Raw genomic sequence first — 25,123 nt, forward strand, 5'->3', positions numbered from 1 at the left:
ATTGCGGCAGGACGCATTCCTAGCCTCGGCGCCGACGGGTTTGCGGATCCGGTCGGGTCTGCCCCGGCGTTCATCGATGCCAAGGGCGATGCCGTAGAAATACGGGCCGGACTTGCCGAAATTCAGTCAGTGGACCGAAACTCCGTTGTCCCCCCGGCCTTGACCTATGCAACTCCCCGGGGACCTATGAACCGGATTTTAGTTTCCAGCTTTTCACCGCCGGCCAACGGATGATGTCAGACAAGAAAGTGCGGATGGTCCCCGGCAGGGACGACTTGCCGCCAGGCTCGATCCTGCCGCCGCGGCTGGACCGCTTGGACCGCTTGGCGCGATTGAGGGTTTCTCCGCAATATTCGCCAAGTCAGTGTCGAGCATCCGACAAAACCGTCGTCAATCCGACATGCGCAGGCTTTGGCTGCCGTTAACATATTGTATTTCAGCGGTTAATTATCCTGGCACGGACATTGCTTTCTCCATTGCATCGTCAACCGGACGCAATGGAGCAACCGATGTCCGCACCGCTCATCTCGCTGGAGAGCCTCGCCCCTGCATCCTCCATGGACGCCTTGCTCGCGAAGGCCACGTCCGGCGGCTGTTCGTCGAGCTCCTGCGGCTCGTCGGCCAAGCCCGACGACATGGACCCGGCCGTATGGGAAAAGATCAAGGACCATCCGTGCTATTCGGAGGAAGCGCACCACTATTTCGCCCGCATGCACGTGGCCGTCGCGCCCGCCTGCAACATCCAGTGCAATTACTGCAATCGCAAGTATGACTGCGCCAATGAGAGCCGACCGGGCGTCGTCTCGGAAAAGCTGACGCCGGACCAGGCCAAGCGCAAGGTGATCGCGGTCGCCAACGAGGTGCCCCAGCTTTCCGTGCTCGGCATCGCCGGGCCGGGGGATGCCTGCTACGACTGGAGGAAGACCAGGGCGACCTTCGAGGAGGTGTCGCGCGACATTCCCGACATCAAGCTCTGCATCTCGACCAACGGCCTGGCCTTGCCCGATCATGTCGAAGAACTCGCCGCGATGAATGTCGACCATGTGACGATCACCATCAACATGGTCGATCCCGAGATCGGCACGAAGATCTATCCGTGGATCTTCTACAGGAACCGCCGCTATACCGGGCTCGAGGCCTCGCAGATCCTGCATGAGCGGCAGATGCTCGGGCTCGAAATGCTGACCGCCCGCGGCATTCTGACCAAGATCAATTCGGTGATGATCCCCGGGGTCAACGACGAGCACCTGATCGAGGTCAACAAGTGGGTCAAGGAACGCGGCGCCTTCCTGCACAATGTCATGCCGCTGATTTCTGATCCGGCGCACGGCACCCATTACGGACTGACCGGCCAGCGCGGGCCGAAGGCGATGGAACTGAAGGCGCTTCAGGACAAGCTCGAGGGCGGCGCCAAGCTGATGCGCCACTGCCGCCAGTGTCGGGCGGACGCCGTTGGCCTGCTCGGCGAGGACCGGGGCCAGGAATTCACCCTCGACCAGCTCCCGGAGGACGTCACCTATGATCCTGCCAAGCGCGAAACCTATCGCGAGGTCGTCGCCCGCGAACGGGGAGACCATGTGGCGGCCAAGCAGGCGGCGGTCAGCGCCGTTCGGGAGACCGAGGCTGCCGGCTCGCTGCTTGTCGCGATCGCGACCAAGGGTGGTGGGCGTGTCAACGAACATTTCGGCCATGCCAGGGAATTCCAGGTCTACGAAGCCTCGCCCAAGGGCATCAGCTTCGTCGGCCATCGCAAGGTCGAGCAATATTGTCTGGGCGGCTTTGGCGAGGACGCGACCCTCGACGGCGTCATCGAAGCGCTGGAGGGCATCGACGTCGTGCTCTGCGCCAAGATCGGCGACTGCCCGAAGGACAGCCTGAGGGCCGCCGGCATCCGCGCCAGCGATGCCTATGGCTTCGACTATATCGAGACCGCGATCGGCGCGCTCTATGCCGCCGAGTTCGGCCTTGAGCTTCTCGCCGAAAGCGCCTGACATTGTTGAAACCCGCAACCGAAGCAGCCGACAGGAGATGGAATAATGGCCTTCAAGATCATCGCTTCGCAATGCACGCAATGCTCCGCCTGCGAATTCGAATGCCCGACCGCGGCGATTAAGTTCAAAGGGGAAACCTATGTGATCGATCCGAATAAATGCACCGAGTGCGAAGGGTATTTCGATATCCAGCAATGCGCAGCCGTCTGTCCGGTGCCCAAGACCTGCGTTCCAGCCTGATTCCATCCAGGCAGGAAAACCCGGCCGCCACCCTTGGCCCTTGAACCCTTGTGGCGGTGGTCGGGCTCCATTCTCTACCGGCCTCGGTCGAGAGCGTGCGAACTCGTGACCGGCCTTGTGCGGGCGGCGTGGAGAGGTGGCATGAACACGAAGAACGGTCCCAGGCAGATGGACGACGACCAGGCGCCACCGGCGATCGACTGGCTGGGCAATCCGGTTTCTTGCGCGGACTGCCCGCACGAGGAGAACCGGATCTCTGGCCTGTGCGATCTCGGCCGGGCCTGCGTCAGGGACCTGCGAGCCCGCCGCATCGACCGTTTCTTCTCGCTCAATCCGGCGCTTGCCGACTCCTATCTCGATCATCCCTTCTTCGAGGTGCGCAGCATTGCCGCCCGCTATGCCACGCCGTTCAAGCTCTTGCCGCTCCTGTCCGATACCGAGCCGGATGTCCGGGCTATGGCGGCGATCCGGTTGCCGGCGGCCCGCGTGCTGACCTTGCGCTTCGATCCGGATCGCCGGGTGCGGATCGCACTCGCCCGGCGCCTTTCGGGCGAGGCCCTGCTGCCGCTGCTGCGCGATCCAGATTACCAAGTGCGGCTGAGCGCGGCCCGTTCGGCGACCGATGCGCTGCTCGTCGGGCTTCTGGACGACCCGGAACCGGATATTCGCCGGGAGGCGGCCCGGCGCCTGCATCTCGTTCACCTGCAGGCGCTCGTCGCTGATCCGGAACCGCTGGTGCGGATCGAGATCGCCAGACGCCTGGAGCCCGCCCGGCTGCACCTGATGGCGCGGGATCCGGATTTTCGCGTGCGGCACGCGGTAGTCGAAAGGCTCGCCATCGACGAACTTGGCCCGTTCCTGCTCGATGAGGACGAGGCTGTCCGGGAACTGGCGCAAGAGCGAACGACCAATCAGGGCAAGGAGGGATAGGTCATGGGGCTTGGACGCGAACAGGATGTCGAAATCCGCAAGCCTCCGGCCTTCCGTCCGGGCGAGCGTGTCCGGGCGACACGACACGTCAGGAACGACGGCACCTATCCCGGCAAGGAGATCGGCGAAAACCTCGTGCGCAAGGGAGATGTCGGATATGTCCGCGACATCGGCACTTTCCTGCAGCAATTCTACATCTACTCGGTCGAATGGGTCGATCAGGGAACGCTGGTCGGCATGCGGGCGCGTGAGCTTGCAAGTCTCGACCGGCCCGACGCGACGCAGGCAGCAGACGTCGACAGCCAGGGAAGTCAACGATGAAGGTCATGATCCGCAAGTCCGAACGCGGCTTTTACGCCTATGTGCCGAAGAAGGATCTGGAAGAGCCGATTGTCGGATCCGAGACGCAAGACCTCTGGGGCGGCGTGGTGACGCTCAAGAACGGATGGCGCCTCGATCTTCCGCCCATGCCGGCCGATACCCGCCTGCCGATCACCGTGGAGGCCCGCAGGCTGGCCGACGACGAACAGGCCTGATCGTGGAATCAGGCGAGGAACCGAAGGAGTGCGATGCCATGAATGCCATACTGCACAAGGACTTCCTGTTCAGCGTCAATGACGAGGAAGCGGCGAGCACGGTCCTGGAACTGAGAAGCCGGTTGCAGGAGGGATCGCTCGCCCCCTATCTCGGCCCCGGCCTTCTGGAGGTTGCGGGGGCTGAGGCCGCCATCCCCGCCTCACCCGAGGCGGTGGCGGCGGCGCTCAACACACGGGCCCCGGCACCGTCGCGCATTCGTACCAATATGTGGGCCGTTGCCCAGCACATCGAACAGCGCCGGCACCGGAATACGCTGAAGGCCTGGATGGCGGAGATATTTGCAGTCGAGCCGCAGCCGACGGTGCTCCACCGCTGGCTTGCGGGGCTGTCCCTGCCGATGATCGTCGACAGCTGGTATGACGGGGCCATGCGGGCAGCTCTGAAAAAGAGCGGGCGAAAGGACTTCGTCAGCATTCAGGGCGTGACGCGATCGGGCGAAATTCGCGACATCTGGACGAGGGTCTACGGTGTCGATGACTGCCAACTCGAGGATGCTACCGCCTCGCAAGCGGCGACGGTTCTCTACGAGCCACATGGTGGCGCCCGTCCGGCCGGCAATTTTCTGGTGGCCGATTCCGACTATGTGGAAGTCCTGACCGAGATCGATATCCAGACTCCGATTCCTGAGATCGTCAAGGACCGGCGCGGCGCGCTCGGTCTTCTGTTCCTGGGATGTCGGTTCCACGACCAGATGTTGCGCACCTATGCCCGACAGATCGCAAAGAGGTCGAAGGGGCCGCACTATGCGGTCATGAACGCCGAGGCGCTCACGCGGAACGAGCGGCGGTTCCTCGCAGAAAACGGCATCACGTTGATCGACATGTCCCTGCAGCAGGCGGTCGACCTTCTCGTTGGGTAAAAAGCCTGGACGACCCTGGCCTGCGGGCCGGGGTCAGAACTTCTTCACCGGAATATCGTGGCGGCGCAGTGCATAGCCGACCTGCCGAGGGGTGAGACCGAGGATACGGGCGGCCTTTGCCTGGACCCAGCCCGAACGCTCCATGGCATCGACCAGGCGATCACGTTCGGTCAGCCTGCCACCATTGGCGGGACAGGCCGGATCATCCGGATTGCACGCCTTGCCGGCCGAAATCGAATCGGCGTCGTGCCCATGGGAGAGCGGCGCCGGCATGCCGCCGGGCAGGGTCTGTCCGCTTGCCAGCACATCGATCGCATTGGTCGGAACCTTGCCGTTCCCCTTCCACAGAAGGGCGGAAAGACACTGCCCCGTGCTGCAGGCGAAATCGTTCGGCGCGATCGTTTCGGAGCGGGTCAGCGTTGCTGTCCGCTGCACGCAGTTTTCGAGTTCGCGCACGTTTCCCGGAAAGTAGCAGCGGGAAATCAGGTCCAGCGACGTTCTGCTGAAGCTGAGATGGCGGCTGTTCTGGCGGTTGAAACGCTCGAGGAATTCTTCCGCCAGACGGGGAATGTCGCCTGGCCGCTCGCGCAGAGGCGGCAGGGTTACCGGCACGACGCTGATCCGATAGTAGAGATCCGCGCGGAAGTCGCCCTTGCGCACAGCCTCTTCGAGATCGCGATTGGTGGCGCAAATCAGCCGTACGTCCACTTTGAGCGTCTTGTTGCCGCCGACGCGCTCGAATTCCCCTTCCTGCAGCACGCGCAGCAGCTTGGCCTGGAAGGCGGCGGAGATCTCGCCGATCTCATCGAGCAGCAGCGTGCCCCCATGGGCAAGTTCGAAGCGACCGGCACGCTGGCTGATCGCGCCGGTGAAGGCGCCTTTCTCGTGGCCGAACAGCTCGGACTCAAGAACCGTTTCGGGCAGGGCCGCACAGTTCAGCTTGATGAATGGCTTGTCGTGACGGGGCGAAAGCTCGTGAATCGTCTGGGCGAAGAGTTCCTTGCCGGTGCCGCTTTCGCCCCGCAGGAGCACCGTGGAATTTGTCCTGGCGACGATATTGATGACGTCGAGGACGTTTTTCACGGCGAGGCTTTCTCCGACGATGCGACCGGTCTTCACGGCTGTGCGGCGCGGGCGTATTTTCGCACTGCCTTCGAAGGACTTTTCCAGCCGGCGCTGTTCGTCGATCAGCCGTTGCCGGTCCTCGCTCAGGATCCGGTGAAGACGGATGGTCTGGCCGGCGAGATTGGCGACCATGGTGAGGAAGCGCATGTCGTCGTCGAGCGTGAAATCCGCGCCCTCCTTGCGGGTGCGGTCGATAGACAGCGTCCCGAGCACGGTGTGGTTGGCCTTCACGGGAACGCCGATGAAGCAGACTCCCGGCTCACTTCCGGGAAACAGATGGGAGCGGCTCGTATCCGGGACAACGAGCGGCGTTCCCGTCGCCACGATCTGGTCGATGACCGTCTGCGGGATCGGCATGAAGTGATCTTCACCCGGCTTGTGAAAATAGCCGGCAGTGGCGACGATCTCGGGTAGCCCGCCGTCGTCGAGCACGATCAGGGCGCCGTGGCGCATCTGAAGGAAGGACGAGAGGATGTTCACGACATTGGCGAGCGTGATCTCAAGGCGTGCCGGCTCGGCAAGCACCTTCGAGATTTCATAGATGCCGCTCAGGGAAACGGTGGCGCGGCGGCTTGATTTGGCGGCAGCCTCGGACAGGGTGTGGTCCCTGCCCGGTGGGCTGACATGCTCAACATAGCGGTTCATCCGAAGACCTCTTGGACTATCCCAAACTGGATTGTTCCAAGGGCAACCTCCCCAAACCGAATTCTTTTATATGACATTTGAGACTACGCCGATGTTGCCTGTTGTCAATTCGAATTGGGCCAGGCCCGTATCAGCCGAATTTGAAGAGCACGCCGTAGCCGCCGCGCGGGTAGTTCCATTCGATTTCGCCGGACGCCTCGCAGAGCACGCGGCAGGTGCCGCATTCCATGCAGCCGTCTGCGGTGATCTCCACCTGGCCCTTGTCGTTCTGCTCATAGCATTTGGCCGGGCAGACCTTTGTCAGCGCCAGCAGCGCCGGGCTCGGCGTCTCGTGCGGTCGCACGGTGATATGCGGCCGGCCGACATCGACCAGGTAACGGTTCTGGAACAGCTTGTCCTCGACCCGGACGTCCTTGATGGCAATGGTCATTTCGGTACTCCTCGTTGTCGATTGTTTCAGCCCGGACATTTGCGTCCGTCAGCGCCAGGCGAATGCAAGCTTCACCGCGTCGGAAACCATGCCCCAACGGCTGCGGTTCTTGACGAACTGGGCGATGGTCGCGCGCTCCTTGTCGATCTTCGGCGTGCCATCGACCCTCACGAAGCTCTGTGCCGCCGCCGAGATGAGCTGCGGATAGGTCATGAAGAAATTCTGCGAATTGGTGTGCAGCAGGGCGGGCATGTCCTTGTGCTTCTTGAGGTCCTTCACGACGAAGGATTCGTCCAGCATCTTCTTGTAGAGGCTCAGGTTTTCTGCCGTCATCGGATCGCGTCTGCTCTTCACCTGGAAGATCGCCTCCGCCGCGATCCGGCCGGAGGTCATGGCGAGGTTGGAGCCTTCGCGATGGACCGCATTGTTGAGCTGGGCGGCATCGCCGACCACGACCCAACCGTCGCCGAAGAGCTGCGGGATCGCCTTGTATCCTCCCTCCGGGATCAGGTGCGCGGCATATTCTTTGACCTCGGAGCCGGCCAGCAAAGGCCTGACCGAGGGGTGGTTCTTGAATTCTTCGAGCAGCGCATAGGGGCTTTCCATGGTCTTGGCATAGTCGGACACCAGGCAGCCGACGCCGAGCGAGATCGATTCCTTGTTGGTGTAGAGGAAGGCGAGCCCCGTCATGCCCTGCGAAAACGTGCCGGCGGCTTCGATCACGCAACCTTCGTTGCCGGTCAGCCCGAAACGCTCGCAGATCACTTCCTCCGGCAGGAAATGCATTTCCTTGACCGCCAGCGCCACCGTTTCCGGCTTCGGCATGTCGCGCAGGCCGGCGCGGGTTCCAAGCAGCCCGTTGACGCCTTCGGCGAGCACCACCACGTCGGCGAAGATCGCGCCGCCCCGGCGGTCGGTGTGGACGCCGATCACCTTGCCGCTGGTATCGCGGGCAAGTTCGGTCACAGTCGTTTCGCACAGGACCGTCGCGCCGGCTTCCTTGACCTTGGAGGAAAACCACTTGTCGAACTGGGCGCGGATGATCGTGTAGCGGTTCGGCTTCTCCTCGTTGAAGTCGTTGGAACGGTAGTGCATGCCGGTGTGCGAGCTGTCGTCCATCATCCAGAACCGCTGTTCGACCAGATGCCGCTCGAGCGGCGCATCCTCGCGGAAGTCCGGAATGATCTTCTCCAGCATCGAGGCATACATGATCGCCCCCTGGACATTCTTCGAACCGGCATATTCGCCGCGTTCGAGTTGCAGCACCTTCAGCCCGCGGCTTGCCAGCGTATAGGCGGCGGCGTTGCCGGACATGCCGGCTCCGATGACGATGGCGTCGAATCTTTCTTCGATCATGGTCGCGTCTCCGTTAGCTGGCGAGCTTGTCGCGGTTGTGGGGCGAGAGGCGGCGGATGAACGCCTCGGTGAGGGCTGGCAGCAGACGCACCGCGTCGGTGACGATGCCGACATGGGCGAAGTCGAAGATCGGCGCATTGGGATCGATATTGATGGCGACGATCAGGTCCGCACCCTCGACACCAACGCGGTGCTGGATCGCGCCGGAAATGCCGGCGGCAATGTAGAGCTTCGGCCGGATCGTCTTGCCGGTCTGGCCGATCTGGCGTTCGGACGGCATCCAGCCCTTCTGTACGACCGGGCGCGAGCAGCCGTACTCCGCGCCCAGCGTAGAGGCCAGATTGCGGATCAGCTGGAAGTTCTCGGCCGCCCCCAGGCCGAGCCCGCCGGCCACGACGATGTCGGCATAGGCGAGGTTGACCTTGGAGGACTGGCCGTCGGGAATGAAGCTCAGCACCTTGGTGACGATGTCTTCCTCCATCATCGACAGCTTGTGCTGGATGACGCGACCGACGGGACGCTCCTTGCGCTCCGGCATCGGCATGACGCGGGGACGCACGGTCGCCATCTGGGGGCGGAAATTCAGCGTGTAGATCGTGCAGAGCAGCGAGCCGCCGAAGGTCGGGCGGGTGGCAGCGAGCGACTTGTCGTCGTCGACGTCGAGTTCGGTACAGTCGGCGGTAAGCCCGGTCTTCAGCGTGGTGGCGACCGAGCCGGCCAGATCGCGGCCGAGCGTGGTCGCCCCGAGCAGCAGGATCTCCGGCTGATAGGTGTTGACGAGATCCGTCAGCGCCTTCGAATAGGGCTCGTTGCGATAGTCCTTCAGGATCGGATCTTCGACCAGGTAGACCATGTCGGCCCCGTAGGCGAAGGCCTCTGCGACGGCATGCCAGGTCGCTTCTCCCGGCGGTCCAATCACCGCGCCGGCCAGTTGCACGCCGAGCTTGTCGGCCAGCGTGCGGCCACAGCCGAGCAGCTCGTAGGACACGGGGTGGACCTGGCCGCGTTCCATTTCGATCGCCACCCAGACATGCCTGTAGGATTTGAAGTGCTCGGGCAGTTCCTTTTTCATGCCCGCCCGTCCGGCGGCCGGTGCTGCTGGTTTCCTTGCCTCTTCGGTCATGTTTTCATCCTTCCTAGGCGGCGCAGTGGTCGGCGACGAGAGTCGGCTCAAGGGCGGGTTTGCGGGTGAAGATCTCGGCGATCAGGCTGTCGGCCAGGTCTCGCGGGGCCTTGCCCGGCTCGCCGATCATCACGGCCTTCTCCTGGCGGGCCGTCGGGGCAAAGACGCGCTTGACCACGGTCGGCGATCCCCGCAGGCCGCATTTGGTCATGTCCTCGATGCCGGCATCGGCGGCGCTCCAGGTGACGACCTCGGCGCGTGCCGCGCGAAGCGCATCGTTCAACGTGCCGCGGCGGATCTCGTTGGTGCCCTCGAGCATGGTGATGAGGCAGGGCAACCGGGTCTTGAGAATCTGCGTGCCGCCCTCGGCGCGCCGCTCGACGGTGATCTCGCGCGCCTCTGGCTCGACGGAGGCGATCTTCGCGACATAGGTCAATTGCAGCAGGTCCAGCCGCTTGGCGATGCCAGGCCCGACCTGGGCCGTGTCGCCGTCGATCGTCTGCTTGCCAGCGAAGATCACGTCCGGCCTGCCATAGACCTGGCCGATCCTTTCGATCGCGGCGGAAAGCGCGAAGGATGTGGCGAGCGTGTCGGAGCCGGCAAAGAAACGGTCCGTCAGCAACACGGCGCGATCGGCACCGAAGGTCAGCGCCTTGCGTAGCGAATCCGACGCCATGGGCGGCCCCATGGTCAACACCGTGACCTCGCCGCCATGGGCGTCGCGCATCCTCATCGCTTCTTCGAGGGAAAACAGGTCGAAGGGATTGATGATGGTCGGAACGCCCTGGCGCATGATGGTATTCGTCACGGGATGAACGCGGATCTGCGCCGAGTCCGGCACTTGCTTGATACAGACGACGATATGCATGCCGTGCACCTCCATCATGGTCGCTTCAAAGGCTGTACAGGAACTTCAGCATAATCCGTGCCAAGTCCTGGATGAGCTCGTAAGTTATTGATAAGATTTCATTCAATCTCCCGGCCCCCGCCGTGTCCGGCGATTTTGTCGGGTTTTCGACAATGTCGCGTCGGGTGCCGGCAAGAAGGCGATCCGGATTTTCGCTCCGTGCCGAAGGCGGACGAAAAAAGGCGGCCGGCCGAGGGGGAGCGAAGGGCCGTCGGCTATTGATCGGCAAAGGGCTTCAGGGCCGTTTCCAACGAGACGAAGGCTCCGCGCCTCTCGGCGGGTTTGTCCGGGTCGTGATCCTTCAGGACCTTGAAGATGCGCTGGGAGAGGGGCGACGCGGACTCGAAATCGGAATAGGCACGTTCCAGCGTCGAGCGGGCGCGGGCGGCAATCACCCGGTCGGGAAGGCCCTCGAAATCCTCCTCGGCAACATATTGCCCCATGCGCTTGAGGATGTGCAGGCGCGCGACGTTCAGCACCTTGGCGTCGTAGAGAATGCCGAGCGTGTGGAAGAAGTCTTCCGCCGACGACAGGCCGCGCAGGCGTTCGAGAATGTTGTCGACCTCGATCGGGCGCGAATTGGACGAGCAGTCACTCATGTTGAGCTCCCTGTGGCTGGTGAGAATTACGGGTGGCCGGGACGCTGGGACTGGCTTCCGGCCGGCGATTGAGCTGCGCCTGCAGGTGGGCGAGGCGCACTTCGAGGAAGTCGAGACGGTCGATCAGGGCCGATACCGCATCCCCCACCGGGTCCGGCATCAGGTGGTGATCGAGATCGATGCGGCCGTGGCCGAGCCGGCGGCGCTCTTCGGCGGGCCGCACGATCTTTCCGGGAATGCCGATTACCGTCATGCCGGGCGGGACATCGTCGACGACGACGGAATTCGCGCCCACGCGACAGCCGGCACCGACGACGATGGGACCGAGGATCTTGGCGCCCGCCCCGACCAGAACGCCGCCCATCAAAGTCGGGTGGCGTTTGCCTGGGGACCATGACGTGCCACCAAGGGTCACGCCGTGATAGAGCGTGACATCGTCGCCGATCTCAGTCGTCTCGCCGATCACCACGCCGGCGCCGTGGTCGATGAAGAAGCGCTCCCCGATCGCGGCTCCGGGGTGAATGTCGATATTGGTGAGCAGTCTCGACAGCCAGGAGAGAAAGCGGGCAGGGAAGCGCAACCCCTTTTGCCACAGGCGGTGGGAAATCCGATGCCAGATGATGGCGTGCACGCCGGGATAGGTGAGTAGTATCTCGAAAGTGAAACGTGCGGCGGGGTCGCGAGCCTTCACGCAGGCGATGTCTGCACGGACCATGGCAAGGGCGCCCTTCCGGCGGGGCGGATCGGGCTCCCGTCGGGGGCGCGACCGGTTGGTGGACGTCAACATGACGAACGACATGGCTGTCCCCTTGGTTCAGAGAGATCCGCCTGGATCTGGTCGAATAGGTGTACGAGCTGGGCCACCGGCACCGTCGCCTTGGTTGCGACCGCCAACCTGCGAACCTGTGCAAGCAGGATTTCCAGGATTTCCCGGTCGGCGTACCGCCCGCGCTGTTCAAGCACATGGGCAAGCGCTGCCGTACCGGAGTGTTTGCCGATGGCGATGCTGTGGTCGCGGCCGAATTCTGCCGGGTCCAGGCCCTGGTAGGTGAGGCGATTGCCTAGCAGACCGGCGACGTGAATGCCGGATTCGTGGGTGAACACATTGCAGCCGGTGATCGGTTTGGCTGGCGGCAAGGTTTGCCGCGCGCATTGCGCGACGAAGGCGGCAAGGCCCGGAAGGGCTGCCAGATCCAGCCCGGTGGGGACGCCGTGCATGATCTGCAATACGGCTGAGACTTCTTCCAGAGGTGCGTTGCCGGCCCGTTCACCGAGTCCCGACACCGTGACGGAAAGATGGCGGGCGCCCGCCCGGTAAGCGGCGACCGAATTGGCGGTGGCAAGGCCAAAATCGTTGTGGGCGTGGAATTCGAGCGGTATGGGCGCATGCCTGGCAAGCGGTTCGATCAGCGCCAAGGTTGAAAACGGATCGAGAATGCCGACCGTGTCGGCCAGTCGGACGCGCTCGGCGCCGGCGCTGGCGGCAATCTCGATGACGTCCGACAGATGGGCCGGATCGGCGCGCGAGGCATCCTCGCACCCGACCGCGACGGAAAGCCCGAGCCTTGCCGCCTTGCGTACCATGGTGTCCACGCGCGAAAGCGCCTCTGCCCGGCCGATCCCGAGCTTGGCCTGGAGCTGCAGATCGGAGGATGGCAGGGAGAGGTTGACCGCCGAGACGCCGCTACGAACCGCCGCGTCGAGATCCGGTTCGCTCATGCGGCACCAGGCCATCACGCGCATCGGCAGATTGAGCGACACGACGGCGCGGATTGCGGCAATTTCGTCTTCGCCCATGGCCGGGGTCCCGACCTCGATCTCAGGAACGCCCGCGGCGGCGAGCGCCTCGGCTATTCCGAGTTTCTCGGAAAGCGAGAAGGCGACGCCGGGAGCCTGTTCACCGTCGCGCATCGTCGTGTCGTTCAGGAGGACAGCTGGCCTCGGGGCCATGGGGGTGAACTTGCTCTCAGGCATGGACGGAATCGGATGTTTGATGGTGGGAAGGGCGGGAAGCCGGCTGTCGCAGCCTTTCGACGATCCGCGGCATGACGGCCAGCACCCGATCGATCTCGGCGTCGCCGGTGTCGCGCGACAGGGAAAAGCGCAGGGCGCCATACAGGAACCGGGGCGGCACCTGCATGGCGATCAGCACATGGCTCGGTTCCATCGTGCCCGAGGCGCAGGCCGAACCGGACGAACAGGCAATGCCCTCGCGTCCCAGAAGCGTCAGAAGCGCATCGCTTTCGACGTCCTCGAAGGCGATATTGCAGGTGTTTGCAATCCGCGCCATCGGAGGGCCGTTGATCCGGGTGCCGGCGATTGAGCGTTGCAGGCACTGTTCGAGGCGGTCGCGAAGCGCCGCGATGCGGGGTGTTTCTGACGCCAGAGCGTCCATCGCAAGCTGAGCAGCCTTTCCCAAACCAATAATGCCCGGAACGTTTTCCGTACCGGCGCGGCGGGCCCGCTCCTGGCGGCCGCCCTCAATCAGCGACACGAAGGGCGTGCCGTTTCGGACATAGAGCGCGCCGACACCTTTCGGGCCATGAAGTTTGTGGGCGGAGAGCGATAGCATGTCGATCGCCGTCGTCCTGAGATCGATCGGTAGCCTGCCGGCGGCCTGGACGGCATCCGTGTGGAAGAGCGCCCCGGCCGCCTTTGCCATCAGTGCCAGTTCGGCAACCGGCAGGACGGCGCCGGTCTCGTTGTTGGCCCAAAGGACCGAGACGATGGCCGTGTGCTCCGACAGCGCTGCCCGATAGGCGTCGATGTCCAGCCTGCCGCACCCGTCTACCGGGATGCGGTGGATCCTGGTACCACGGCTCGTCTCGAGGCGGCGACACAGCGTCAGGATCGCCGGGTGTTCGACGGCGGATACAACGACTTCGTCGCGGTGCGGAACCGCCTGCAGCGCCGACAGGATCGCGGTGTTGTCGCTTTCCGTGCCTCCCGAGGTGAAGACGATTTCGTTGTCATGGGCCGCCCCCACCAGGCTCCGCACCTGCTCGCGCGCCGTCCTGATGCCCTTTGCCACGTCGGTGCCGATCCCATGTGCGGAGGATGGATTGCCGAAGCACTCGCTGAAATAGGGCAGCATTGCTTCGACGACCGCCGGATCGGTTCGGGTCGTGGCATTGTTGTCGAGATAGACTGGCCACATCCCACGGCTCCTTCAGTTGACCGGGATGACGCGGAGCGGCATGCCGATGGCCTCGATCAGCTTCTGGCGGACGCCGTGGATGGTGACGGAGGCCAGCTGGCAGCCGACACAGGCGCCGGAGAGCCGTATGTAGACGGCATCGCCCTCCAACTTGACCAACTGGCAGTCGCCGCCGTCCCGCTGCAGGTTGGGACGGATGGCTTCGAGCGCCGCCTCGATCAGCGGCCGGCGGCGCGCCAGGAGCGCGGCCCGCATGCCCTGCGCGCCAGGGTCGGCCACCTCGGCAGCTGCCAGTGGCGACATCGGGTCCTCGCCGCCGATCACTTGTGGCTTCGTCGCCGGCCTGGCGGGGCGGGCCTTCAATCCGTCGAACAGCGTGACGCGGGCCGACTGGCTTTGATCCTGCATGATCGTCTCCCTCTCAGCCGAACGACTTGCCGCAGGCACATTTGTCCGCAGCGTTCGGATTGTCGAAGACGAAGCCCGACGACTCGAGGCCGGTCACGAAATCGACGGTCATGCCGGCCACATGGGGCTGGGAACGGGTGTCGACATAGACCTTGACACCGTCGGCATCGATGACGGCGTCGCCGTCTCGCGCCGTCGATTCGAGGCCCATCAAGTACTTGAAGCCGGCACAGCCGCCGGCCTCCACCATGATGCGCAGGCCCTCGGCCGGCTCGGCTGCCTTCGACAACGCGGATTTGACGGCGGAAACGGCATTCTCAGTCAGGATAATCATGGTGTGGTTCTCCATCCGGGTGGGAATACCCAGACCGCCATGCATCTGCCGTGCCAAGGGAGTTTCCTTTTAAAAAACAGAGAGGTAGTAAGAATCCCCTTTGTCGGTTTTGCGACAACGTCGTCAATCCGACAGTGACGGGAGGCATCCTACAAAAGCAGGCGCACCTGTCGTGTTTGTCATGTCTGCGACAGATCGATGTCGATGGCGGACCTGCTGCTGTTATTTCCTAATATATTGATTTTAAAAGGTTAAATCTTCCGGTTTGCCGAGTTTGGCAAACTGGCACGGCTTTTGAAACGGGATCTGCGGCGGCGGTCAAGCCTGCCGATCCGGTATCAGCTCGCGGCCTCGCCGCGGTTGCCTAAGCGAAGGAAGGAAAAGTCATGGCAGCTCTGCGTCAGATTGCATTTTACGGGAAAGGCGGCATCGGCAAGTCGACCACCTCCCAGAACACGCTGGCCGCGCTTGTCGATCTGGGTCAGAAGATCCTGATCGTCGGTTGCGACCCCAAGGCGGATTCCACCCGCCTCATTCTCAACTCCAAGGCCCAGGACACCGTCCTGTCGCTCGCAGCCCAGGAAGGCTCGGTCGAGGACCTCGAACTCGAGGACGTGCTGAAGATCGGCTACAAGGGCATCAAGTGCGTCGAATCCGGTGGTCCTGAGCCAGGCGTCGGCTGTGCTGGCCGCGGTGTCATCACTTCGATCAACTTTCTGGAAGAAAACGGTGCCTATGACGACGTGGACTATGTGTCCTACGACGTTCTCGGCGACGTCGTCTGCGGCGGCTTCGCCATGCCGATCCGCGAAAACAAGGCCCAGGAAATCTACATCGTCATGTCCGGCGAGATGATGGCGCTCTATGCCGCCAACAACATCGCCAAGGGCATCCTGAAATATGCCAATTCCGGCGGCGTGCGCCTGGGCGGCCTGATCTGCAACGAACGCCAGACCGACCGAGAGCTGGACCTCGCGGAAGCGCTTTCGGCACGGCTCAATTCCAAGCTGATCCACTTCGTGCCGCGCGACAACATCGTGCAGCATGCCGAGCTGCGCAAGCAGACGGTCATCGAATATGCGCCGAACTCCCAGCAGGCTGACGAATACCGTCAGCTGGCCCAGAAGATCCATAACAATTCCGGCAAGGGCACCATCCCGACCCCGATCACCATGGAAGAGCTGGAAGACATGCTGCTCGCCTTCGGCATCATGAAGACTGACGAGCAGATGCTGGCCGAACTGGCAGCCAAGGAGGCCGCCAAGCAGGCCGTCGCCGCAGTCTGACCGGCGCCAAGCGAAACCGGGCGCCGGCCTTGACCCGGCGCTCCATTTCAATCCGGCGGATGTGCCGCCATCCTGTTTAAGAAGGGGTCGAACGCCATGAGCCTCGATTATGAAAACGACAGCCAGCTCCACGAGAAACTGATAGAGGACGTGCTGTCGCACTATCCCGACAAGACGGCCAAGCGCCGCAAGAAACACCTGAACGTCGCCAAGACGGGCGACGAGGTCGATGCCGAAGACGGCAAGCCGCTTTCCGAATGCGACGTGAAGTCGAACATCAAGTCCATTCCGGGTGTCATGACCATCCGCGGCTGTGCCTATGCCGGTTCCAAGGGCGTGGTCTGGGGCCCCGTCAAGGACATGGTCCATATCTCCCACGGACCTGTCGGCTGCGGCCAGTATTCGTGGTCGCAGCGCCGCAACTACTACATCGGCACGACCGGCATCGACACCTTCGTCACCATGCAGTTCACCTCCGACTTCCAGGAGAAGGACATCGTCTTCGGTGGCGACAAGAAGCTCGAAAAGGTCATCGACGAGATCGAGGCGCTGTTTCCGCTCAACAATGGCGTTACGATCCAGTCCGAATGTCCAATCGGCCTGATCGGCGATGACATCGAAGCGGTGTCGCGCAAGAAGAAGAAGGAGATCAACAAGACCATCGTGCCCGTGCGTTGCGAAGGCTTCCGTGGCGTGTCGCAGTCGCTGGGCCACCACATCGCCAATGATGCGATCCGCGACTGGGTGTTCTCCGGCGAGGACAAGCACGCCGAATTCGAAACCGGCCCTTATGACGTCAACATCATCGGCGACTACAATATCGGCGGCGATGCCTGGGCTTCCCGCATCCTGCTCGAGGAAATGGGCCTGCGCGTGGTCGGCAACTGGTCGGGCGATGCGACGCTTGCCGAAATCGAGCGGGCGCCGAAGGCCAGGCTCAACCTCATCCATTGCTACCGTTCGATGAACTACATCTGCCGCCACATGGAAGAGAAATACGGTATCGCCTGGACGGAATACAACTTCTTCGGTCCCTCCCAGATCGAATCCAGCCTGCGCAAGATCGCCAAGCATTTTGGGCCGGAGATCGAGGCCAATGCCGAAGCCGTCATCGCCAAGTACCGGCCGCTGGTCGATGCCGTGATCGACCGCTTCCGCCCGCGCCTGCAAGGCAAGACGGTGATGCTCTATGTCGGCGGCCTGCGCCCGCGCCACGTCATCACGGCCTATGAAGACCTCGGCATGGAAATCGTCGGCACCGGCTACGAGTTCGGCCATAACGACGATTACCAGCGCACCAGCCACTACGTCAAAAGCGGCACGCTGATCTATGACGACGTCACCGGCTACGAGCTGGAAAAGTTCATCGAGGGCATCCGTCCCGATCTGGTCGGTTCCGGCATCAAGGAAAAGTACCCGGTCCAGAAGATGGGCATCCCGTTCCGCCAGATGCATTCGTGGGACTATTCCGGCCCCTATCACGGTTATGACGGCTTCGCGATCTTTGCCCGCGACATGGATCTGGCCATCAACAACCCGGTCTGGGGTCTCTACGACGCACCGTGGAAGAAGAAGGCGCCGGCACCGATGGCGATTGCCGCCGAATGAACTGCCATTCCCGCTTCGCCTGCGAAACGGGGATGCCGACATCCGGTCGGTGAGACCGGCGGAATGAACCAGCGCCGGTGGGCCAGCGCCCGTCCGGTTCCTTTAAATGTCTCATATGTCCCAGTGCCGCCGTATGGCGCGGCCTGCAAGGATGGAGGTGACCCGTCATGCCACAGTCGGCTGAAAAAATACTCGACCACGCCCCGCTCTTCCGCGAGCCCGAATATGTCGAGATGTTGAAGAACAAGAAGGAAAATTTCGAATGCCCGCATCCGGGCAAATGGGTCGATGACCAGCGCGAATTGACCAAGACCTGGGAATATCGTGAGAAGAATCTCGCCCGCGAGGCCCTTGTCGTCAATCCCGCCAAGGCCTGTCAGCCGCTCGGCGCGGTTTTTGCCGCCGCCGGGTTTGAGAAGACCATGTCCTTCGTGCATGGTTCGCAAGGCTGCGTCGCCTATTACCGCTCGCACCTGTCGCGCCACTTCAAGGAGCCGTCGTCCGCCGTCTCCTCGTCGATGACGGAAGATGCCGCCGTCTTCGGCGGCCTGAAGAACATGATCGACGGGCTTGCCAACACCTACACGCTTTACGAGCCGAAGATGATCGCGGTCTCGACCACCTGTATGGCGGAAGTCATCGGCGACGACCTGCGCAGCTTCATCGAGAACGCCAAGAACGAGGGTTCCGTACCGGTCGACTACGACGTGCCGTTCGCCCACACGCCGGCCTTCGTCGGCAGCCATGTCGACGGCTACGACAACATGGTGCGCGGCGTGTTCGAGCATTTCTGGAAGGGCCAGCCGCGCACCGAGATCAAGGGCCGCTTCAACCTGATCCCCGGCTTCGACGGCTTCTGCGTCGGCAATAACCGCGAGATCAAGCGCATGCTGGCGATGATGGATGTCGACTACGCCTTCATCCAGGACGCCTCCGACCAGTACGACACGCCGTCGGATGGCGAGTATCGCATGTATGACGGCGGCACGAAGATCGACGACGTGAAGGCGGCGCTGAATGCTGAATGGACGCTGTCGCTGCAGCACTACAACACCCGCAAGACCGAGGATTATTGCAGGGAGGTCGGCCAGAAGGTCGCGTCGCTCCATTATCCGATGGGCGTTGGCGGCACCGACGACCTGTTGATGAAGGTCTCGGAGATGACGGGGAAGGAAATCCCGGAAGAACTGCGCATGGAGCGCGGTCGCCTGGTCGATGCCATGGCCGACAGCCAAGCCTATCTGCATGGCAAGAAATACGCGATCTACGGCGATCCGGATTTCGTGTACGGCATGGCCCGCTTCATCCTGGAAACGGGCGGCGAGCCGACCCATTGCCTGGCCACCAATGGTTCAGCTGCGTGGGGAGCCGAGATGAAGGAACTCTTCGCCTCCACGCCCTTCGGCAAGGATTGCCAGGTCTGGCCGGGCAAGGATCTGTGGGCCATGCGCTCGCTGCTCTTCACCGAGCCGGTCGATCTCCTGATCGGCAGTTCCTATGGCAAATATCTGGAGCGGGATACCGGCACGCCGCTCTTGCGCCTGACCTTTCCGATCTTCGACCGCCATCACCATCACCGCTTCCCGGTCATGGGCTACCAGGGCGGCCTGCGGGTTCTGACGACGATCCTCGACAAGTTCTTCGACGTCTACGACCAGCAGACGATCGTACCGTCGAAGACCGACTATTCCTTCGACCTGACGCGCTGACCTTATCCGGCCCCCGCGCGCCGGGGGCCGGTTCCCAACGGTTTCAACTTCACGGTGGAGACAGATGCGATGTCCGAATTGAAGGCAAAAATCGAGGACGTGTTCAACGAGCCCGGTTGCGACAAGAACCAGGGCAAGGACGCCAAGTCCCGTAAGAAGGGTTGTTCCAAGCCGCTGACGCCGGGGGCTGCTGCCGGTGGCTGCGCCTTCGACGGCGCCAAGATCGTGCTGCAGCCCGTGACCGACGTGGCCCATCTGATCCATGCGCCGCTCGCCTGCGAGGGCAATAGTTGGGACAACCGAGGTGCCGCCTCTTCGGGTCCGAGCCTCTGGCGCACCAGTTTCACCACCGACCTTACCGAACTCGACATCGTCATGGGGCAGGGCGAGCGCAAGCTGTTCAGGGCGATCCGTGAGATTGCCGAGCGATATGGGCCGCCGGCGATCTTCGTCTATTCCACCTGCGTGACCGCGCTGATCGGCGACGATATCGAAGCCGTCTGCCGTCGCGCGGCGGAAAAGTTCGGGCTTCCCGTGGTCCCGGTCAACGCGCCGGGCTTCGTCGGGTCAAAAAACCTCGGCAACAAGCTCGCCGGCGAGGCGCTGCTCGACCATGTGATCGGCACCGAGGAGCCGGACGACGTCACGCCCTATGACGTCAACATTCTCGGTGAGTTCAACCTGTCCGGCGAATTCTGGATGGTGAAGCCGCTGCTCGAAAAGCTCGGCATGCGCATTCGCGCCTGCATCCCCGGCGACGCGCGATACCATGATGTCGCCACCGCCCACCGCGCCCGGGCGACGATGATGGTCTGTTCCACAGCCCTCATCAATCTGGCCCGCAAGATGGAGGAACGCTTCGGCATCCCCTATTTCGAAGGCTCGTTCTACGGGATCTGGGATACCTCCGAGGCGCTCCGGGAACTTGCCCGCCTGCTCGTACAACAAGGAGCGCCCCCTGAGCTCCTTGAGCGGACGGATTCCCTAATCGAGGAGGAGGAGGCCACCGCCTGGGCCGCGCTCGAGGGATTCCGTCCGCGTCTTGAAGGCAAGCGCGTGTTGCTCAACACCGGCGGCGTGAAGTCGTGGTCGGTGGTCCATGCACTGCAGGAAATCGGCATCGAGATCGTCGGCACCTCGGTCAAGAAATCGACGCCCGAGGACAAGGAGCGCATCAAGCAGATCCTCAAAGACGAGAACCACATGTTCGACTCGATGGCGCCGCGCGACCTCTACGCCATGCTGGCCGAGCACAAGGCCGATATCATGCTGTCGGGTGGCCGCACCCAGTTCATCGCGCTGAAAGCCAAGATGCCCTGGCTCGATATCAACCAGGAACGCCACCATCCCTATGCCGGCTATGACGGCATGGTGGAACTCGTCCGACAGATCGACATCGCCATCCACAATCCGGTCTGGCAGACGGTGCGCCAACCCTGTCCCTGGGACAGAGACGGCAATCCGGCCGCAATCGCCGCGGTTGTGTCTCCGCCTACCGATGAGGTCGCGCTGCCGGCACCAAACCATGCCTTCCGAAAATTCACCTCCACCACCGCCGACGACATGGGAGAATGCTGATGGCCCGCGTATTGCACCAGACCAAATCCGCGGCGGTCAATCCGCTCAAATCCTCGCAGCCGCTGGGCGCCGCCTTCGCCTATCTCGGCGTCGATGGCGCCATGCCGCTGTTTCACGGCAGCCAGGGCTGCACCTCCTTTGCGCTGGTGCTGTTCGTGCGCCATTTCAAGGAAACCATCCCCCTGCAGACCACCGCCATGGACGAGGTGGCGACCATTCTCGGCGGCGCCGACCACCTGGAAGAGGCGATCCTCAACCTGAAGACCCGCACCAAGCCGTCGCTGATCGGCATCTGCACCACCGCGCTGGTGGAAACGCGCGGCGAGGACTTCGCCGGCGATGTCGCCGCGATCAAGATGCGCCGCGCCGAAGACCTGGCCGGCACCGAAGTCGTGCTGTCGACCACGCCGGATTTCGATGGCGCGATCGAGGAGGGCTGGGCCAAGGCCGTCACCTCGATGATCGATGGCGTGACGATCGCGGGCGAACGGGCGCGTGATCCGAAAAAGGTGGCGATCCTGCCCGGCTGGCACCTGACGGTGGCCGATATCGAGCATATTCGCGAAACGGTGGAAAGTTTCGGCCTGACACCGGTCATCCTGCCGGATGTCTCCGGTTCGCTCGACGGCACCGTACCGGAGCGCTGGATCCCGACCACCTATGGCGGGACGAAGGTCGAGGACATCCGCGATCTCGGAACCTGCTTCCAGGCAATCGCCATCGGCGAGCACATGCGCGGACCGGCGGAGGCCTTGCAGGCGAGAACCGGCGTGCCCTATGCGCTGTTCCAGCAGCTCTCGGGCATGAAGGCGATCGATCGCTTCATCACCATGCTGGCGATGATTTCCGGCAATCCGGTGCCGGCCAAGGTCCGCCGCCGACGGGTCCAGTTGCAGGATGCGCTGCTGGACGGCCATTTTCACTTCGGTGGCAAGCGGATCGCTGTTGCCGCCGAGCCGGACCATCTCTATCAGCTCTCGACCTTCTTCACCGGTCTCGGCGCCGAGATCACGGCGGCGGTCACCACCACCGGCACCAGCCGCATCCTGTCGAAGGTCCAGTCCGAGGTGGTTCAGGTCGGCGACCTCGCCGATCTGGAGGCCATGGCAAAAAGCGCCGATCTCATCGTCACCCATTCGCATGGCCGGCAGGCCGCCGAACGCCTCGGCGTGCCGCTGATGCGCGTCGGCTTCCCGATCTTCGACCGGCTCGGCAGCCAGCACAGACTGACCGTTCTCTACGAAGGAGCCCGCGCCCTGATCTTCGAGGCGGCCAATATATTCCAGGCCAACCAGCACCAACCGACGCCTGAAGGGCTCAATCCTTTCCGCAACAGGGAGACCGACAATGACAGCTGTCCGACGTCTTTCACTCGTCACTGACGAGGGTCAGGCACCTGCGCCCGAACGCCCCAAGGGGGCATTGCGCATCGCGATTGCGACGCAGGACATGAAGGGGCTGAATGCCCATTTCGGGTCGGCAAAGCTGTTTGCGGTCTATGACGTGACGCCCGAAAGCTGGAATTTCGTCGAGGCGGTCGGCTTCGGCGATGTGTCCGACGAGAGCGGCAAGCACAAGACCGAGGGCGACGATCGGATCACGCCGAAGGTCGAGGCGCTCAAGGGGTGCCACCTGTTGTTCTGCCTGGCGATCGGCGGCCCGTCCGCCGCCAAGGTCGTCTCGGCGAAGATCCACCCGATCAAGGTGCCCCAGCCCTCTTCGATCGACGAAGTGCTGGGCCGCACCCAGACCATGCTCAAGACGGCGCCGCCGCCCTGGCTGCGCAAGGTGCTGGCCGAGGCCGGCGTTTCCGCCACCAAGCCGTCCTTCGACGACGAAGATTGAAAAAGGAGACTGCCCATGACCCCGACTGCCGTTCTCGAAAAGACCGTCGTCTCCGACGACGACGCCATGGCGACGCCGTTCATGAAATGCCTGGTCAGGCTGATGCGCGCGCAGGATACCTATGACGCCTGGGAGGGGCGCTCGGATGCCTCCATCCTCACCGACTTCATCGTGACGAAGGAGCAGCGCCGGGAGATTCCGATCATCGGCGATCCCGACCCGGATGTGCTGTGGCGGCTGGAGATATTCTATTCAGCGGTCGGCCTCGCGATCGAGCAGGAGACCGGAATCATGGCCTCGCCGATGATGAAGATGAGCCATGAGGGATTTGGCCGCGTGCTGCTGACGACCGGCCGCCTCGTCGTCGTGCTGAAGACCCTGCGCGACGTGCACCGCTTCGGTTTCGAAAACCTCTCCAAGCTTGCCGAGGCCGGCAACAAGTTGGTGCAGGACGCGGTCGAAATGGTCGGGAAATTCCCGGACGTGGCGAAATACTGAAGGCGGGAGGTGGCGATGTCGGAACTCGAAGAGCTGCAGAAGAAGGTCCGCAAGCTCAACTCTCGCGCCGGAAACGCGAAGATGGAACTGCACGATCTGGCCGAGGACCTGCCGATCAACTGGGCGGAAATCATCACGGTCGCCGAAAAGACCTATGTCGTCTTTGCCGAACTCGAGGCGGCGAAGGCCGAGCTCGCGGCGATGGAGGGCGCCTGATGTCCGGCCCCTTTGCCAGCCGTGATGGTTCGAGCTGGATGCCGGACTATCTGACGGCCATTGATGGCAAGACCTGCATCGGCTGCGGCCGGTGCTTCAAGGTCTGCTCGCGCGGCGTCATGCATCTCTATGGCGTCGATGACGAGGGCGAGATCCTCGGCCTTTGCGCCGAGGGTGAAGACGATGATTTCGACGGCGAGCTGAACCGCATGATCATGGTCGTCGACCAGGCCGGCGCCTGTATCGGCTGCGGCGCCTGCGCTCGTGTGTGTCCGAAGAATTGCCAGACCCATGTGGCGGCGAGCCAGCTTGTCGCCGCGTAACGTGGGCCTCGGATCAGCCGCCTGAAAGGAGGTCACGCCATGTTCGCCGAACACTATGCCAGCCTGATCGCCGGCCAATGGCCCGCGATCGACCCGGAAACCGCCTTCGACCAGCATGTGCTGGCCTGCGTCTTGTCTCTCGCGCGCGATGAAGTGCTTGCCGGCCGCTACACATTGACCGAAGCCACCGGCCTTGAACCTCGGAGCCTCCTGCGGTTGACCGCGATCAGCTTTCCCGTCGCATCGTTCGATCATTTCGATCTTGACCCGGCAGGCAAGGAGCCCGAGCGGACGCAGGAGGAAGAGCTACTTTATGCCTTGTTGCTGCAGCATGCAGATCGCGGTCTCGACAAGAGCGCCTATTTCGCCCGTATTCTCGCAAGGCGTGCCATGCGGGACGATCACCTCTGGCAGGATCTCGGGCTCTTCGAAAGGGCCGAGTTGACGCGCCTCTTGAGCCGTCATTTCCCGGCCCTTGCCCAAGGCAATACCGAAAACATGAAGTGGAAGAAGTATTTCTATCGCAAGCTCTGCGAGGCCGAAGGGTTTTCGCTCTGCACTGCGCCAAGCTGTCGAGACTGCACAGACTTCACGTCCTGTTTCGGGGAGGAGACGGGCGAGAGCCGACTGGCACTGCTGAAGAATGGGGTCGTCGCTGCGGGCTAAGCTCCCGCCACCGGTCGCATGGCATTCACCAAGGCAAAACCGACGTTTGACCAACCAGTGCCTCCCTGCAAGTAGTCCTTGCATTGTCTTTCGGCAGGTTGTTCTCACATCAATCCGGAACTGTGGGAGTTGTGGTCCGGATCGTCAAGATTGCAGTAGTTACGGAGTTGATCAACTTTGGAGGCAAGATCTGACCCTACATCGCTCTCGTCACATCACGTTTGATTCATCAATCATCGGATCTGCTCTAGCGGCCGAGCGGAATCGCATCCTCCATGTTCTTGATGAAAGTGCTGCTGCGGTGCAGTTGGATCGCCTCAGTCAAAATATTGCCCGGCTCGACGCCATTGACCTGGATGCCGTAGGACGAGAATTCCAACGCAGCCGACCGGATAAATCCGTTGATACCGGCCTTGCTGGCATCGTAGTGGCCATGGCCACGACGATGCCTGACGATCTTCGGTTCCGCAATAGAACAGCTTAGTAGGGGGACGCGTCTTAACAAGGCAGCGGTTGAGATTCGTAAGTTCCATAATTAAGCCTATCTCTCAATATTGCTTTGGAGAGGTTCGAAAGCTTCGCGTTAGTACAAGTCTCTGTGGGCTCAGGGCCCCGCAACCAGTTCAAACATAAAAGTCTAACCGCTCCCATCCAGGGGGCGGTTTTTGCGTTTCTGGCCTTCGCTTTCCCTGC

At 62.7% G+C, this 25,123-nt stretch carries 27 protein-coding genes and 1 pseudogene; 16 read left to right on the forward strand and 12 right to left on the reverse strand.

The window, feature by feature from the left end:
- Positions 1 to 509 precede the first annotated feature (509 nt).
- The 6 genes from nifB (at position 510) to L867_RS0118105 (ending at position 4,617) form a co-directional block, all read left to right on the forward strand.
- Positions 510 to 1,991, forward strand: a complete 1,482-nt coding sequence (nifB, locus tag L867_RS0118080; protein WP_028738181.1) for a nitrogenase cofactor biosynthesis protein NifB — start codon at positions 510 to 512, stop codon at positions 1,989 to 1,991.
- A gap of 45 nt (positions 1,992 to 2,036) precedes the next feature.
- On the forward strand, positions 2,037 to 2,231 hold the full coding sequence (locus L867_RS0118085) for a 4Fe-4S dicluster domain-containing protein (protein ID WP_028738182.1): 195 nt from the start codon (positions 2,037 to 2,039) through the stop codon (positions 2,229 to 2,231).
- 141 nt (positions 2,232 to 2,372) lie between these two features.
- On the forward strand, positions 2,373 to 3,161 hold the full coding sequence (locus L867_RS0118090) for a 4Fe4S-binding leucine-rich repeat protein (protein WP_232363965.1): 789 nt from the start codon (positions 2,373 to 2,375) through the stop codon (positions 3,159 to 3,161).
- A gap of 3 nt (positions 3,162 to 3,164) precedes the next feature.
- Positions 3,165 to 3,482, forward strand: a complete 318-nt coding sequence (locus L867_RS0118095) for a nitrogen fixation protein NifZ (RefSeq protein ID WP_028738184.1) — start codon at positions 3,165 to 3,167, stop codon at positions 3,480 to 3,482.
- Positions 3,479 to 3,697, forward strand: coding sequence for a putative nitrogen fixation protein NifT (gene nifT / locus L867_RS0118100; protein ID WP_028738185.1), 219 nt, complete (start codon positions 3,479 to 3,481; stop codon positions 3,695 to 3,697). The genes L867_RS0118095 and nifT overlap by 4 nt, the downstream gene beginning before the upstream one ends.
- Positions 3,698 to 3,735: 38 nt before the next feature.
- On the forward strand, positions 3,736 to 4,617 hold the full coding sequence (locus tag L867_RS0118105) for an SIR2 family NAD-dependent protein deacylase (protein ID WP_028738186.1): 882 nt from the start codon (positions 3,736 to 3,738) through the stop codon (positions 4,615 to 4,617).
- 33 nt (positions 4,618 to 4,650) lie between these two features.
- Here the strand turns inward: L867_RS0118105 and nifA are convergent, their stop codons facing one another.
- From nifA to L867_RS0118160, 11 genes are all read right to left on the reverse strand, one after another.
- Positions 4,651 to 6,387 carry a nif-specific transcriptional activator NifA gene (gene nifA, locus L867_RS0118110; protein WP_051439076.1) on the reverse strand — a complete coding sequence of 579 codons (1,737 nt, stop codon included), beginning with the start codon at positions 6,385 to 6,387 and terminating at the stop codon, positions 4,651 to 4,653.
- Positions 6,388 to 6,517: 130 nt separating this feature from the next.
- On the reverse strand, positions 6,518 to 6,817 hold the full coding sequence (locus tag L867_RS0118115; RefSeq protein WP_028738188.1) for a ferredoxin family protein: 300 nt from the start codon (positions 6,815 to 6,817) through the stop codon (positions 6,518 to 6,520).
- A gap of 48 nt (positions 6,818 to 6,865) precedes the next feature.
- Positions 6,866 to 8,173 (reverse strand): FAD-dependent oxidoreductase, encoded by a 1,308-nt coding sequence (locus L867_RS0118120; protein WP_028738189.1) that lies wholly within the window; start codon positions 8,171 to 8,173, stop codon positions 6,866 to 6,868.
- 13 nt (positions 8,174 to 8,186) lie between these two features.
- Positions 8,187 to 9,296: an electron transfer flavoprotein subunit alpha/FixB family protein gene (locus tag L867_RS0118125; protein ID WP_028738190.1), complete on the reverse strand. Its 1,110-nt coding sequence runs from the start codon at positions 9,294 to 9,296 to the stop codon at positions 8,187 to 8,189.
- 13 nt (positions 9,297 to 9,309) lie between these two features.
- Positions 9,310 to 10,164: an electron transfer flavoprotein subunit beta/FixA family protein gene (locus tag L867_RS0118130; RefSeq protein ID WP_028738191.1), complete on the reverse strand. Its 855-nt coding sequence runs from the start codon at positions 10,162 to 10,164 to the stop codon at positions 9,310 to 9,312.
- A gap of 254 nt (positions 10,165 to 10,418) precedes the next feature.
- Positions 10,419 to 10,802, reverse strand: a complete 384-nt coding sequence (nifW, locus tag L867_RS0118135) for a nitrogenase stabilizing/protective protein NifW (RefSeq protein WP_028738192.1) — start codon at positions 10,800 to 10,802, stop codon at positions 10,419 to 10,421.
- Complete coding sequence (cysE, locus tag L867_RS25675) at positions 10,795 to 11,601, reverse strand: serine O-acetyltransferase (RefSeq protein ID WP_104367959.1); 807 nt, start codon at positions 11,599 to 11,601, stop codon at positions 10,795 to 10,797. The genes nifW and cysE overlap by 8 nt, the downstream gene beginning before the upstream one ends.
- Complete coding sequence (gene nifV / locus L867_RS0118145; protein WP_332308410.1) at positions 11,583 to 12,776, reverse strand: homocitrate synthase; 1,194 nt, start codon at positions 12,774 to 12,776, stop codon at positions 11,583 to 11,585. The genes cysE and nifV overlap by 19 nt, the downstream gene beginning before the upstream one ends.
- Positions 12,769 to 13,959, reverse strand: coding sequence for a cysteine desulfurase NifS (nifS, locus tag L867_RS0118150; RefSeq protein WP_028738194.1), 1,191 nt, complete (start codon positions 13,957 to 13,959; stop codon positions 12,769 to 12,771). The genes nifV and nifS overlap by 8 nt, the downstream gene beginning before the upstream one ends.
- Positions 13,960 to 13,971: 12 nt before the next feature.
- Complete coding sequence (locus tag L867_RS27055; protein ID WP_084638619.1) at positions 13,972 to 14,367, reverse strand: NifU family protein; 396 nt, start codon at positions 14,365 to 14,367, stop codon at positions 13,972 to 13,974.
- Between the two features lie 13 nt (positions 14,368 to 14,380).
- Complete coding sequence (locus tag L867_RS0118160) at positions 14,381 to 14,701, reverse strand: iron-sulfur cluster assembly accessory protein (RefSeq protein WP_028738196.1); 321 nt, start codon at positions 14,699 to 14,701, stop codon at positions 14,381 to 14,383.
- 386 nt (positions 14,702 to 15,087) lie between these two features.
- Between L867_RS0118160 and nifH the strand changes: the two genes are divergently transcribed.
- The 10 genes from nifH to L867_RS0118210 all read left to right on the forward strand — a co-directional run bounded on the left by nifH (position 15,088) and on the right by L867_RS0118210 (position 24,430).
- Positions 15,088 to 15,987, forward strand: coding sequence for a nitrogenase iron protein (gene nifH, locus L867_RS0118165; RefSeq protein ID WP_028738197.1), 900 nt, complete (start codon positions 15,088 to 15,090; stop codon positions 15,985 to 15,987).
- 96 nt (positions 15,988 to 16,083) lie between these two features.
- Positions 16,084 to 17,595 carry a nitrogenase molybdenum-iron protein alpha chain gene (gene nifD, locus L867_RS0118170; RefSeq protein WP_028738198.1) on the forward strand — a complete coding sequence of 504 codons (1,512 nt, stop codon included), beginning with the start codon at positions 16,084 to 16,086 and terminating at the stop codon, positions 17,593 to 17,595.
- 167 nt (positions 17,596 to 17,762) lie between these two features.
- A complete protein-coding gene (gene nifK, locus L867_RS0118175; protein WP_028738199.1) occupies positions 17,763 to 19,304 on the forward strand; it encodes a nitrogenase molybdenum-iron protein subunit beta in 1,542 nt (513 codons plus the stop codon).
- Positions 19,305 to 19,373: 69 nt separating this feature from the next.
- Positions 19,374 to 20,882, forward strand: coding sequence for a nitrogenase iron-molybdenum cofactor biosynthesis protein NifE (nifE, locus tag L867_RS25680; protein WP_084638620.1), 1,509 nt, complete (start codon positions 19,374 to 19,376; stop codon positions 20,880 to 20,882).
- Positions 20,882 to 22,264 carry a nitrogenase iron-molybdenum cofactor biosynthesis protein NifN gene (gene nifN, locus L867_RS0118185; RefSeq protein WP_028738200.1) on the forward strand — a complete coding sequence of 461 codons (1,383 nt, stop codon included), beginning with the start codon at positions 20,882 to 20,884 and terminating at the stop codon, positions 22,262 to 22,264. Before nifE ends, nifN begins: the two co-directional genes overlap by 1 nt.
- Positions 22,230 to 22,727: a nitrogen fixation protein NifX gene (gene nifX / locus L867_RS0118190; RefSeq protein WP_028738201.1), complete on the forward strand. Its 498-nt coding sequence runs from the start codon at positions 22,230 to 22,232 to the stop codon at positions 22,725 to 22,727. The genes nifN and nifX overlap by 35 nt, the downstream gene beginning before the upstream one ends.
- Before the next feature lie 15 nt (positions 22,728 to 22,742).
- Positions 22,743 to 23,225, forward strand: coding sequence for a NifX-associated nitrogen fixation protein (locus L867_RS0118195; protein WP_028738202.1), 483 nt, complete (start codon positions 22,743 to 22,745; stop codon positions 23,223 to 23,225).
- Positions 23,226 to 23,240: 15 nt separating this feature from the next.
- On the forward strand, positions 23,241 to 23,441 hold the full coding sequence (locus L867_RS0118200) for a CCE_0567 family metalloprotein (protein WP_028738203.1): 201 nt from the start codon (positions 23,241 to 23,243) through the stop codon (positions 23,439 to 23,441).
- Positions 23,441 to 23,764, forward strand: coding sequence for a ferredoxin III, nif-specific (fdxB, locus tag L867_RS0118205; protein WP_028738204.1), 324 nt, complete (start codon positions 23,441 to 23,443; stop codon positions 23,762 to 23,764). The genes L867_RS0118200 and fdxB overlap by 1 nt, the downstream gene beginning before the upstream one ends.
- Before the next feature lie 39 nt (positions 23,765 to 23,803).
- Positions 23,804 to 24,430 (forward strand): nitrogen fixation protein NifQ, encoded by a 627-nt coding sequence (locus L867_RS0118210; RefSeq protein WP_028738205.1) that lies wholly within the window; start codon positions 23,804 to 23,806, stop codon positions 24,428 to 24,430.
- Positions 24,431 to 24,680: 250 nt separating this feature from the next.
- Here L867_RS0118210 and L867_RS27060 read toward each other — a convergent pair.
- Positions 24,681 to 24,872 (reverse strand): annotated as a pseudogene (locus L867_RS27060) (SDR family oxidoreductase); the annotation flags it as partial.
- Between the last annotated feature and the right edge of the window lie 251 nt (positions 24,873 to 25,123).

Origin of the sequence: Paenirhizobium selenitireducens ATCC BAA-1503 (assembly GCF_000518785.1) — a bacterium.
Classification (GTDB): Bacteria; Pseudomonadota; Alphaproteobacteria; order Rhizobiales; family Rhizobiaceae; genus Allorhizobium; species Allorhizobium selenitireducens.

Excerpts from the sequence above, each read along its gene's own strand:
- nifB (WP_028738181.1), top strand. The coding sequence starts at position 510 with ATGTCCGCACCGCTCATCTCGCTGGAGAGCCTCGCCCCTGCATCCTCC.
- L867_RS0118085 (WP_028738182.1), top strand. The coding sequence starts at position 2,037 with ATGGCCTTCAAGATCATCGCTTCGCAATGCACGCAATGCTCCGCCTGC.
- L867_RS0118090 (WP_232363965.1), top strand. The coding sequence starts at position 2,373 with ATGAACACGAAGAACGGTCCCAGGCAGATGGACGACGACCAGGCGCCA.
- L867_RS0118095 (WP_028738184.1), top strand. The coding sequence starts at position 3,165 with ATGGGGCTTGGACGCGAACAGGATGTCGAAATCCGCAAGCCTCCGGCC.
- nifT (WP_028738185.1), top strand. The coding sequence starts at position 3,479 with ATGAAGGTCATGATCCGCAAGTCCGAACGCGGCTTTTACGCCTATGTG.
- L867_RS0118105 (WP_028738186.1), top strand. The coding sequence starts at position 3,736 with ATGAATGCCATACTGCACAAGGACTTCCTGTTCAGCGTCAATGACGAG.
- nifA (WP_051439076.1), bottom strand. The coding sequence starts at position 6,387 with ATGAACCGCTATGTTGAGCATGTCAGCCCACCGGGCAGGGACCACACC.
- L867_RS0118115 (WP_028738188.1), bottom strand. The coding sequence starts at position 6,817 with ATGACCATTGCCATCAAGGACGTCCGGGTCGAGGACAAGCTGTTCCAG.
- L867_RS0118120 (WP_028738189.1), bottom strand. The coding sequence starts at position 8,173 with ATGATCGAAGAAAGATTCGACGCCATCGTCATCGGAGCCGGCATGTCC.
- L867_RS0118125 (WP_028738190.1), bottom strand. The coding sequence starts at position 9,296 with ATGACCGAAGAGGCAAGGAAACCAGCAGCACCGGCCGCCGGACGGGCG.
- L867_RS0118130 (WP_028738191.1), bottom strand. The coding sequence starts at position 10,164 with ATGCATATCGTCGTCTGTATCAAGCAAGTGCCGGACTCGGCGCAGATC.
- nifW (WP_028738192.1), bottom strand. The coding sequence starts at position 10,802 with ATGAGTGACTGCTCGTCCAATTCGCGCCCGATCGAGGTCGACAACATT.
- cysE (WP_104367959.1), bottom strand. The coding sequence starts at position 11,601 with ATGTCGTTCGTCATGTTGACGTCCACCAACCGGTCGCGCCCCCGACGG.
- nifV (WP_332308410.1), bottom strand. The coding sequence starts at position 12,776 with ATGCCTGAGAGCAAGTTCACCCCCATGGCCCCGAGGCCAGCTGTCCTC.
- nifS (WP_028738194.1), bottom strand. The coding sequence starts at position 13,959 with ATGTGGCCAGTCTATCTCGACAACAATGCCACGACCCGAACCGATCCG.
- L867_RS27055 (WP_084638619.1), bottom strand. The coding sequence starts at position 14,367 with ATGCAGGATCAAAGCCAGTCGGCCCGCGTCACGCTGTTCGACGGATTG.
- L867_RS0118160 (WP_028738196.1), bottom strand. The coding sequence starts at position 14,701 with ATGATTATCCTGACTGAGAATGCCGTTTCCGCCGTCAAATCCGCGTTG.
- nifH (WP_028738197.1), top strand. The coding sequence starts at position 15,088 with ATGGCAGCTCTGCGTCAGATTGCATTTTACGGGAAAGGCGGCATCGGC.
- nifD (WP_028738198.1), top strand. The coding sequence starts at position 16,084 with ATGAGCCTCGATTATGAAAACGACAGCCAGCTCCACGAGAAACTGATA.
- nifK (WP_028738199.1), top strand. The coding sequence starts at position 17,763 with ATGCCACAGTCGGCTGAAAAAATACTCGACCACGCCCCGCTCTTCCGC.
- nifE (WP_084638620.1), top strand. The coding sequence starts at position 19,374 with ATGTCCGAATTGAAGGCAAAAATCGAGGACGTGTTCAACGAGCCCGGT.
- nifN (WP_028738200.1), top strand. The coding sequence starts at position 20,882 with ATGGCCCGCGTATTGCACCAGACCAAATCCGCGGCGGTCAATCCGCTC.
- nifX (WP_028738201.1), top strand. The coding sequence starts at position 22,230 with ATGACAGCTGTCCGACGTCTTTCACTCGTCACTGACGAGGGTCAGGCA.
- L867_RS0118195 (WP_028738202.1), top strand. The coding sequence starts at position 22,743 with ATGACCCCGACTGCCGTTCTCGAAAAGACCGTCGTCTCCGACGACGAC.
- L867_RS0118200 (WP_028738203.1), top strand. The coding sequence starts at position 23,241 with ATGTCGGAACTCGAAGAGCTGCAGAAGAAGGTCCGCAAGCTCAACTCT.
- fdxB (WP_028738204.1), top strand. The coding sequence starts at position 23,441 with ATGTCCGGCCCCTTTGCCAGCCGTGATGGTTCGAGCTGGATGCCGGAC.
- L867_RS0118210 (WP_028738205.1), top strand. The coding sequence starts at position 23,804 with ATGTTCGCCGAACACTATGCCAGCCTGATCGCCGGCCAATGGCCCGCG.